The 10596-nt window shown below is 40.3% G+C and carries 8 protein-coding genes; all 8 read left to right on the top strand.

The window, feature by feature from the left end:
• Positions 1-1477 precede the first annotated feature (1477 nt).
• On the top strand, positions 1478-1804 hold the full coding sequence (locus Psfp_RS00805; protein WP_134216636.1) for a hypothetical protein: 327 nt from the start codon (positions 1478-1480) through the stop codon (positions 1802-1804).
• A gap of 1907 nt (positions 1805-3711) precedes the next feature.
• On the top strand, positions 3712-4914 hold the full coding sequence (locus Psfp_RS00795; RefSeq protein WP_192895215.1) for an MFS transporter: 1203 nt from the start codon (positions 3712-3714) through the stop codon (positions 4912-4914).
• Between the two features lie 169 nt (positions 4915-5083).
• Positions 5084-5320 carry a hypothetical protein gene (locus Psfp_RS00790; RefSeq protein WP_134216634.1) on the top strand — a complete coding sequence of 79 codons (237 nt, stop codon included), beginning with the start codon at positions 5084-5086 and terminating at the stop codon, positions 5318-5320.
• 13 nt (positions 5321-5333) lie between these two features.
• Positions 5334-5522 (top strand): hypothetical protein, encoded by a 189-nt coding sequence (locus Psfp_RS00785; protein WP_134216633.1) that lies wholly within the window; start codon positions 5334-5336, stop codon positions 5520-5522.
• Positions 5523-5601: 79 nt separating this feature from the next.
• A complete protein-coding gene (locus Psfp_RS00780) occupies positions 5602-6480 on the top strand; it encodes a xanthine dehydrogenase family protein subunit M (RefSeq protein WP_134216632.1) in 879 nt (292 codons plus the stop codon).
• 19 nt (positions 6481-6499) lie between these two features.
• A complete protein-coding gene (locus Psfp_RS00775) occupies positions 6500-6973 on the top strand; it encodes a (2Fe-2S)-binding protein (protein ID WP_134216631.1) in 474 nt (157 codons plus the stop codon).
• A gap of 27 nt (positions 6974-7000) precedes the next feature.
• Positions 7001-9349, top strand: coding sequence for a xanthine dehydrogenase family protein molybdopterin-binding subunit (locus Psfp_RS00770; RefSeq protein ID WP_134216630.1), 2349 nt, complete (start codon positions 7001-7003; stop codon positions 9347-9349).
• Between the two features lie 107 nt (positions 9350-9456).
• Positions 9457-10485 carry a hypothetical protein gene (locus tag Psfp_RS00765; RefSeq protein ID WP_134216629.1) on the top strand — a complete coding sequence of 343 codons (1029 nt, stop codon included), beginning with the start codon at positions 9457-9459 and terminating at the stop codon, positions 10483-10485.
• The last annotated feature ends 111 nt before the right edge of the window (positions 10486-10596 follow it).

Genomic DNA, 10596 nt, shown 5'->3' with positions numbered 1-10596 from the left:
TTTTTACGTTTTGTCAAGTGTTTTTCTGAAATTTCTCCAATTTTTTAACGAAAAAAAGCAGGGTACCTTTTGATACTCTGCTCTTTTGTGCTGCGGGTATGGCCTTGGCCTTATCTTAATGACATTGCCCTACCGGGGCATATGGATTGTCTCACCTATAGTTATCAGCAAAAGATCATTTTATCTTCAGATTCCTAAGGGTTCTTTTGTACCAATTCCAGTGAAGAACAAAATGATACACAGTCAAAGCAACCAAACCTAATGACGCCCATTTATGAATTTCTCCCAGAAGATGATGTATTCCCTCGAATTCTAATTCGTCTGGGAGGACTAACCAAACAATAAATCCGGTAATTGCGGCTATTAACATTAAAATTAATAGGGCTGTGTCTACAACGAAGTGTTTAGTTTGCATCTCTATTTACTTCACCCCAGTAAGATTATTTATGCGAGGAGGGAAAAAATATGAATCCATCAACAGGTCATTTGGTTAAGGAAGATGTGTGAAGTAGTGACATTTGGCTGTGGTCCGGCTTGGTCCGTAAGGCTCTTTTTGTTGCAGGAAAACAAGAAGCAGCTGGTTAAGGCTGCTTTGAAATACCAAGATAATTTTTTAAACCTTCTTGTAGAATTTGGGAGAAATTCACTCCAGCTTCATCACCGAGGACCTTTAAATACTTTGGAACCGAGACATTGATTCGCATAGTAGTCATATCGTTTGCTTTGCGATATTAGAACAGGGTATCGAGCATTAATCAACTTGACAACAAATTGGCATGGGTATGGTGAAATAAACTTGGAGTTGCCGTTTGGCGGTCGGTCACTTTCCCGCGAGGGGAGGTGGTGCCTATGATTACATGGCCGGAACTTTTTGGTTTTTGCTTAGTAGTGTAATTAATCTCAGCAGTGCTTTCTGCTCCCAAGGGGTTAAAAGGCGTAATTTGGTAGATTAAGTCAGTCCAATATGCCCCAGCTACGCCAGCCAACCCAGCACCATCACCGTAACCGCCAACGCTACGACAAGTTTTCGCATAGGCAAAACCTCCTTTTTGTCTATATTTTACCAGGAGAGGGAGTGATAAACAAGAACATAATCTGCTTATTTGCCGCCGTAGCAGGGCGGCTATTTTTATAGGCGGTGGGATTATTGGAGCAACTTAGACACATCTACAAGCCTTTTTGATGCGGTTTGAAAGGGAGAAGGAGAAGGCTATTCAGGGGGCAGGAGATCTGGTCAGCAGCATCGTAATCACTACGACCACCGACGTAACGGCTGCCGTAGACACATCTGCCTCAACCGTTGCCCCAGAACCGATCGAATAATTGGACAAACTAAATCCGCAGACATACGAAAGCCGCTTACCTCTCGGGGTAGGCGGCTTTTTTTGTGTTTGTTCTACTGAGTGTATCTTATAGACAGTATATACCTAAACGGTATATACTACAATGTATCAATAAATAGGAAGAAGGGCAATGAATGATTATCCTAACAAATGAGGAGTTGCAACAGCTGGAACTAGATAGTTTCCTTCCCATGGGTTTTATGGGCGTTACATCAAAAGCAACACTTTCGGGTTATGAAATGACCCTCAAAGTAGAACCGCTCCTAGTAGAAAAAATTGCAGAGGAATATAACAAATCGTGTCAAGAAACTCCTGTTAGAATTAAGATTCTTAATACAGAGTTTATTATTAAAGGTGTGGAAACTAAACCACCATATAGGCTAATGCTGGTGACAAATGGTAATGCTGATACCTTAAGCGATCTAATAAAGGCTGGTTTAAAAGTATCAACCGTAAAATAACAGTGAAGGCCTCGCTCTACGGAGTGGGGCCTTTTGAACAGTAATCAAAACAAAAACAGAAAGCGCCTCAGATGGCCTTCTTCATGACTTAATTAATGGTTCTAAATACAACCGCCTATGAACCCTACTCCGAATATAAGCAAGATAAAGATCAGGAAAATGATGAATCCCCAGTTTCCGAAACCAGCTCCACTACCCGTGCCACATCCTGTACCTCCGGCTGCTCCGAACGCCATTTATTTGACCCCCTTTACATATTGGACGAATTAGTAAACCACAGCAATATGTTTCTTTGGTATATTATGTAGGAGCATTGCAAACCGTTCCAGCTAGCTGCAATAAACGCCCCGTACTGTATTGCTTATTGAGATTGAACGTTTACGTGCTAAAATGAACGGATGGGCGGCTGCCGGGGCCGGGTACTGCAAAAGTTGCTGAGGTCAGCCAGGTGTTGGACAAGTTGATAGTGAAGTATTATAGGGCCGTCGTATGAGGCGGTATTTTGGTAGAAGAATTGCCTCGCTCTTAGGAGTGGAGATTTTTTGGATTTTTATAAGACCTTATAAAATCGAGAGCTTATTGGTCTTAAAATCTTAAGTATACAGTATGTCCACATCTCCCATGCTTAATTTATTTTTCTTGAATTCTCGTTTTCTGCTTTTCTATTCTATGTCAGAACCAAACTTATTAAAGAAGTTCCTTGCTCTCCTTCTGATATAACCCATCTATATCGAAATCTTCTAGAGTTATAAGTAATTTTAAAACTATATTTTAAAATCTACCGAATTTTCTCATTGATAAACCACACTTTTTGGGAAGTTTCCATACACTATCTTATTAGACGCTTACGTTTCAGGATGCTGTAAACGTTGCCGACTTACAGTGGATATTATTTTATCCTTGTATATACACCTACTCCATCTGGCAGGCTTATAACAGGGCGTTAGAAATCAACTGTGGTCTTAGCCAATTTCAAGAAGACAGGAAATTCGTCAATGCGAAATATAACGGGTTATTTATTGGGGGAGCGATGGGAGGAACACTGGGGATTATATCTTGCTGCAGAATCAGTCCCGTATTCTGTGGAATGTTGGGCGGATTAATAGGTGGATTATTAGGGTCTGTTATTGAAAGATCGGGTAAGGGAATATTATGTGAGCGTCAGGAGAGGATATAACTAACAAATCGTTTAGGGGCATTTAATCTGGATCAACAGATAATGTTGGAATTTGAGGATGTAATACAATAGATTCAGACTTCGTCCGAATTAGCAAGCTTATGGCACATTACGAGTGTATAAGTAGGTTTTTCTTTTATTAAGTAGCGAATGGGGTTTAGTCCCATGAGTTCCCGGGTCTTTTCAAACGTACGGGACTCGTTCCAAAGACGTAGGGGGTGGAAATAAAAAATCCACCCCCTACGTCTTTGGAAATATTGCGGCGCCCTAGAGCGGAATCATACCGGTACTAAGCAAAATAACGTTGTGAAGGTACGTGACAATAAATTTGGCACTGCATAATAATTTGGCACTGTTAAAAAAAATATCAAGATTGTTGTGGAATGGCAAGTAGTTATAAGGTTCTCTAAAAAAATAGCCTAATATTTAAGCATATTTAATGCTTGTACAAAAATTGGAATATGGTTGAAAAGATGATTTTTTAATAATAAAAAATATATTATAGGAAATAAAAAAATTAAAAAAAGGCTAAAATAAAGGATTTATGAAGAGTATTTGTAACGCAGCAGAAGTTCATAAGAAAATTTTACGATGAGAAATAATCAAATGGAATGGCATTTGCATATCAATAAAAATTGTTCAGCTTTCATCAATGTATACAAAAATTAACATAAACAGATATCCCATAAAAGTACCTATTAACTTTTATGTCAATTTGGAGGTGGCAATTATGAAACAAAAAGTTTCTGTTATGGCCAAGGTAGCGATTCTTATATCCGCATTTTATACTATGGCAGATATGTTTGTTGTAACACCAATACTAGGAGAAATCTCAATTGCATTTCCTAATGCAAAAATCACCACTATAGAATTATGTTACAGCTTATCTCAAATTACAGTAATTATATCATCGTTACTTTGTGTAAAGCTTTGTACAAAATTTAGCAAAAAATCACTGATGCTTTTTGGTGGTATGCTAATTGCTATTTTTGGTGGACTTGGTGGAATGATTGAGAATCTGGGAATTATGCTTGGGATGCGTGCAATGGAAGGATTCGGCGCGGGGATTTGTATTTCTTTAATACCTGCCATTATTGCGGAAATGTTCAGGGATGAAAAAGAAATGACAAGAATGATGGGTTGGCAGGCAGCGGTTGGGGCTATTTTAGGAACTTTAAGTAGCATCGCTGCGGGGAAAATTGCTGAAAGCATATCATGGCATTATTCGTATTATGTATATCTTTTTGCTGTTATCATTATTATTTTACAGGTTTGCTTTTTGCCGAAAACCCCGACTGAAAAACCAAAAGATGATTTGACAGGTAAGGCTTTCATAAATAGAGCCGTTGTAGAGTGGGCATTTATCTCATTTATATATGCAGCTATGACTATCTGTATTTTCATAAAGACGGCTCAATATTTTTTGGAAACCGGTTTGGGCGGAGCGGAACATGCAGGGATCGCTGAATCATTCATAACAATCGGGAGCTTTTTAGGGGCATGCGTCATGGCCTGGATCTTTGAAAAATTTGATTCTTTTATAGATTTAGTTTGCTGGGTACTGATATTGGCCGGGACTATTGCTGTTGTTTCCTTTAAAAATGTAGAAATTGTATACCTTGGGATGCTCATTTTCGGAATTGGTTATGGTGCATTCTTCCCCTGGCTTTATGCAAAGGGCACTATGATTTGTGCACCTAATTCTGAAACTAAAACAATTTCACTGATTACTGCTACTTATTATCTCGGCATGTTCAGCGGTACTTTTGTATATGCTGCATTGGCAAATATATTTGATAATCATACTGCGTACTTTGCATTCATATGCATGATTATTTCTTCTGCGGTTATGTGTGCATTTGCGACCGTACAAGGTGTTGTCACCAGAGAAAAAGGTGTACTTAAGAGACAAAACTTAGTGGAAACTGAATAGCCTTTATAACAGAGCTACTGGTTATTATAAAGATATTTAAAAGGGGTTGATCGATAGGTTAAAGGCAGCATGTGAAATAAATGATGAATTAGTAGGTGTTTTCATAAGAAAGGGAGGGCATGTTGTTAAAGAAAAATTAGACGTTTGCATTTGGTAAGGTATAAAGCAAATGCCTGTAATAATTCCAAATCAGAAAGGAATTCTTAATATGAAAGTTTTCTTGGAGAAAAGGGAGCTGGAATTTAAGGATGGAGTTACCTTAGAAGCAGTAATTGGCCCACGTGAAATTAAGAGAATCGGTGGAATAATTGTGAATGGGAAATCCGTACCTCTTGAACAAGTTGGGACATACTTACTGCACGAAGGGGATCGTATTCATACAATACGATTTATTGCCGGGGGGTGAGGAGGATGCACGCATGAAAGGGTATCATGCATTAAATGAGGTGATTAAATTGGATGAAGAAGAAAAAAAAATAAAAGCTAGTGAAATCAAACTTGGCGACCCAAGAAAAGTAATCTCGCAACAGTACGAGTGCACTAAATGCTGCAGGCGCTGCCCATTTCCGGGCTTAAAGTGTGTTGAAAACACAAAGAAACTGAAATGATTGAAGCTGCTGCATTTGTGGTAATTAATTAACTAGTGGCAGAAATGCAATAATTGCAATACAAGAAGGAGGCAGATTTATGTCAATAGCATCTATCCCGCATTTTGAGTACCATGTACCGAAAACTCTCGAAGAAGTGCTAACCTTGTTAGACAATTACAGAGATGAGGCAAGAATTATTGCCGGAGGTACAGATGTAATTCCTAAGCTGAAGGGAGGGGTTTTGAAACCTAAACATGTTATTAGCTTAAAGGAAGTCAGGGGTTTAAAGTATATCGATTGGGACTGTGACACTGGCTTAAGATTTGGTGCTAAAACACCGATCAGGGTGATCGAAAACAATTCCATTGTTAAGAGTCAATACCGCGCTTTATATGAAGGGGCTCACAGCATTGCCAGTACACAGGTTCGCAATATCGGTACAATAGTAGGAAATATATGCAATGCAGTTCCTTCAGCAGATTCTGCACCGGCGTTATTGGTCCTGGGTGCAAAAATCAAGATTTTAAGTTCTAATGGTGTAAGAATAGTCCCTATAGAAGAATTTTTTACAGGCGTATGTCAAACAGTGGTTGCAAGTAATGAGTTGGTTACAGAAGTTCAAATTCCCGCTATGGAAAAAAATGCAGATTCGTTTTATTATAAAACCTCTATCAGAAGGGCCTTGGACCTGGCTCTGGTGGGTGTTGCCGCAAAACTTGTAGTTGAAGACGGTATTTGCAAAGATGCTAAAATCGCGTTGGGAGCCGTTGCAATAACTCCTAAGCGTGCTTTTGGAGGTGAAGAAATGCTTATTGGGAAAGTGCTTACCGACGATTTGATAAATACGGTAGCAAACTATGTAAGCCAGAATGAATGCAGACCAATTACAGATATCAGGGCAACAGCAGATTATCGCAGAAATTTAGTCCGTTTATTAACGAGAGACGCAATTAAACAGGCCGCTGCGCATTTATAAACCAGGAGGTAAATCGAATATGAAACAGTTAATGACATTTAATGTAAACGGCGAAATACATGAAATTGCCGTGGCTCCCGAGACCACATTGGTGGACATGCTTCGAGAAGATCTTCTTTTAACCGGGGTTAAAAAAGGTTGTGATGATGGCGATTGTGGCGCATGCACGGTGCTCATTGATGGTAAATCTGTTCCTTCCTGTACTGTATTGGCTGCAGAAGCACAAAATAAAAAAATTACAACAATTGAAGGTTTGGAGCAAAACGGAGTATTAAATCCTGTTCAGCAGGCCTTTATAGACCAACATGCTATTGAATGCGGATTTTGCACGCCGGGAATGATTTTATCTACCGTAGCTCTTTTAAATGAAAATCCTGACCCTACAGAAGACGAAATAAGAGATGCGTTACGAGGAAATATTTGTCGTTGTACGGGATATGGAAAAATCATTGACGCCGTAAATGCAGCAAAAGAAATGCTGAAGAAGGCTTAATTGGTAAAACTAGAGGGAGGAAATAATATGTCTGAATATAGCGTTGTTGGGAAGAGTGTTCCGAGAAAAGATGCATATGAGAAAGCAACTGGGAAGGCCATTTTTACTGCTGATATAAAACCAAAAGGTATGCTGTACGGTAAAATTTTGGGAAGTCCTTATGCCCATGCACGAATAAAGAAAATAGATGCATCTGAAGCATTGAAGCTTCCAGGCGTTATCGGTGTTATAACAGGAGAGGATTGCCCGGAGGAGCGTACTGCAGGCTATATCCATGACAGGCATGTACTTGCCAAGAAGACTGTACGTTATGTCGGAGATCCGGTAGCTGTGGTAGCGGCTGTTTCCAATGCAGTTGCAGACGAAGCGCTGAAGTTGGTTAAAGTTGAATATGAAGAACTGCCGGCTGTCTTTGATCCTGAAGAAGCGAGATCCAAAGAATGTAAAGTAGTAGTACATGAGGAACTTCCCAATTATCAACATATAGAGTTCCAAGGTGTATGGTCCAGTTTGGACCCTGAGCGCCCGAATCAATTTATCCACCGCAAGATTATCCATGGAGACATCGAAAAAGGTTTCGCGGAGGCAGATTTTATATTTGAAGGCAGATATTCACTGCCGCGTGCGTCTCATTGCTGTCTGGAACCACATGTTGCATTAGCAGTTCCTGAAGCGGATGGAAGCCTGACGCTTTATGGAAGTGAGCAGGGTGGCATGTATCACAGGTATGAGATGTGCGAAGTTCTTGGATTGGAAACTTCTAAAATGCGTTTTGTTTCACCACATTTAGGCGGTGGCTTTGGCGGTAAAGTAGGTATCATTGTGTGCCCTATTGCCGGCCTGGCAGCTTTAAAATTAAAGCGTCCGGTAAGAATTGAAATGTCCAGAGAAGACGTATTTGTTTCAGGAAATCCAAGAAGCCCGGGAATTGTACTTTTAAAAGATGGATATAAAAAAGATGGAACTCTTGTTGCCAGATATATCGAAGAAATTGTAGACAGCGGCGCTTACAGTACGCATACAACGGTATTGGTCAGTGCAGGTGTATATGGTGCAACCGGCACGTATCGCTGCCCGCATATGAGAATTGATGCTTACGGTGTTTATACGAATTTGTCGCCTACCGGTCCATATAGATCGCTGGGATCTGAAATCCTTACCTTTGCCGTCGAAAGCCTGATGGACAAGGCTGCTGACGAGCTTGGCATCAGCAGGGTAGAAATAAGAAGGAAAAACCTTCTCGTTGATGGGGATATCGATCCCATCGGGCAGGTAACATACAATAACGGTACAATGGCCTGTTTGGATAAAGCAGTTGAATATTTGAAGCTGGACGAACCCAAAAGGGCGCCGGAAGGACCATGGGTATTCGGAAGAGGTATTTCCACAGGTAACAAATTCACAGCATATTGGAACACGGGTACGGTCGCACTGTGTCACGTTTATGATGATGGTGTAATTGAAATAAGAACAATGCATTGCGAAATGGGTCAAGGTGCGGTGACTGTATTAGCGCAGATTGCAGCAGAAGAATTCCAGACATCTTATGATAAGATTAAAATTGTTAATGGAGATTCCGCTGTTTGCGGTTATGATGAAGGAACTTATTGCTCCAGGGGAACATTTATTAACGGCAACGCGGTTAGACTGGCTTGTCAGGATGCAAAAAAACAGGTGTTTAATGTTGCCTCAGGTATTATGGGAGTCCCCGATGATAAATTGGAAACAAGAGATGGAAAAGTATATGAAATCGGAAATCCGGACAATTCCATATACTTCTATCAACTGTTTGAATACGGTGGGTATTTGCTGGAAGGCGGCGTTATCATAGGAAAAGATACTTTCGTGATGACCTTTGAGGAAGATGACCGTGAGACAGGGCAGTCTAAAGATTTAATTACTTTCTATTCATATGGTGCTTTGGGTTTTGAAGTTGCTGTAAATACTGAAACCGGTGAAGTAAAAATTTTGAAAGCCGGCGGATGGTATGATATGGGCTACCCGTTAAATCCCAAGCTTGTTGAATTGCAGCTTGAAGGTGCATTTGTTATGGGTATTGGTCAGGCTCTCTATGAAGAAGTTAAATTTAATGATCAAGGCAAGGTAATAAACCCCAACTTCCTGGACTACAGGATCCCGACAATGTTAGATGCACCGAAAAATGAAGCATTAGTCAGCGGTTTTGCGGCTACCCCTCACAAGAATGGACCTTATGGAGCTAAAGGTATCGGCGAAGTAGCACTTGTACCGGTTATGCCGGGAATTTCCAACGCTATCCGCGATGCGCTGGGAATTGAGATCAAGCAAATACCGCTTACGAGAGAAAGAGTGTTGAATGCAATTAAAGAGAAGGCTGAAAAAGAACAAATTATGTAAGAGGCAATATCGATAAAGATGCATTCAAAAACTCTTTTCATCTGTTTGTAAATAATAAATGCTTGAACTTTGGTCAAACGAAGAATTGTGACTGAAAGGAGTAAAAAATGAGTAAAAAGATTAATGCAGTATCAGTAGGGATAGGAGCCATGGGGACATTGGCCGTTCGCTATATGATTGACCATGGAGTAACAATCGTAGCGGCTGTTGATATTGATCCTGCTCTGCAGGGTATAGATATTGGAGAAAGAGCGGGTATCGCTCCTCTAGGAGTAAAAATAGAAAGTGATTTGGCGGCAGTGATTAAGAGAACAGCGCTAGATGTTGCTGTTATTATGACAAAGACACCAGTTCCCGAAGTATATCCTGAAATAAAGCTTTGTGTAGAAAACAAGATTAATGTTGTAACTATCTCAGAGGACTGGTATTGGCCATGGAGAACCTGCCCGGAAATGGCAGATGAGATTGATGCCCTTGCAAAGGCCAATGGCGTTTCTGTTCTGGCAACAGGTATTCAGGATGTACACTGGTCAAACCTGGGGGTGTTATTAGCCAGCAGCTGTCATAACCTTAAAGCGATTCACGGTACAAATATTGCATTCCTGGATGAACTTGGACCAGAAGTGGCTAAAGAAGCTTTTGTCGGATACACTGTTGACGAATTTAATGAAATGCTTGCAAAAGAACAAGACTTAAGGGCAATGGCTTATACTGAAGTTTTGTACTGTATGGCCCATGAAATGAGATTAAAGGTTATTAAGGAAAATGCGAGCAGAAAACCTATTTTTGCTAAGCAGGACGTATATCTTGGATGCATTGACACCCATGTCAAAAAGGGTGGAATTATAGGCATGAACGACTGCGTTGAATTGCAGACGGAAGAAGGAATTCTTCTTACTGGCGATTGGCGCGCAAAGGTTAAAGAGTCTGGTGAAGATGCGATTAATAAATGGGTCGTCGAGGGCGAACCGGTACTTGATATTGTTACGACAGACATGCACGGTGAATGCACTACCAGCATTGGCGCGGTTAATAGAATTCCCGATGTGATTAATGCAGAACCGGGACTGCTTACTGTTGCTGATATGCCTAAACCAATATATCATTCAAAACTTTTTGGAGATTATATAAAATAAATACTCTAACCTTCAAACACATAGTAATTGAAGGTATGGTACTCTATGATATAGTACTAGATAATGTAGTACTTGAGAGGGCCTCCCTGTTAAATTAAAATGTTAGCAGGG

Source organism: Pelotomaculum sp. FP, from assembly GCF_004369245.1.
GTDB classification, from domain to species: domain Bacteria; phylum Bacillota; class Desulfotomaculia; order Desulfotomaculales; family Pelotomaculaceae; genus Pelotomaculum_C; species Pelotomaculum_C schinkii.
This window is presented reverse-complemented; position numbering and strand designations above follow the sequence as displayed.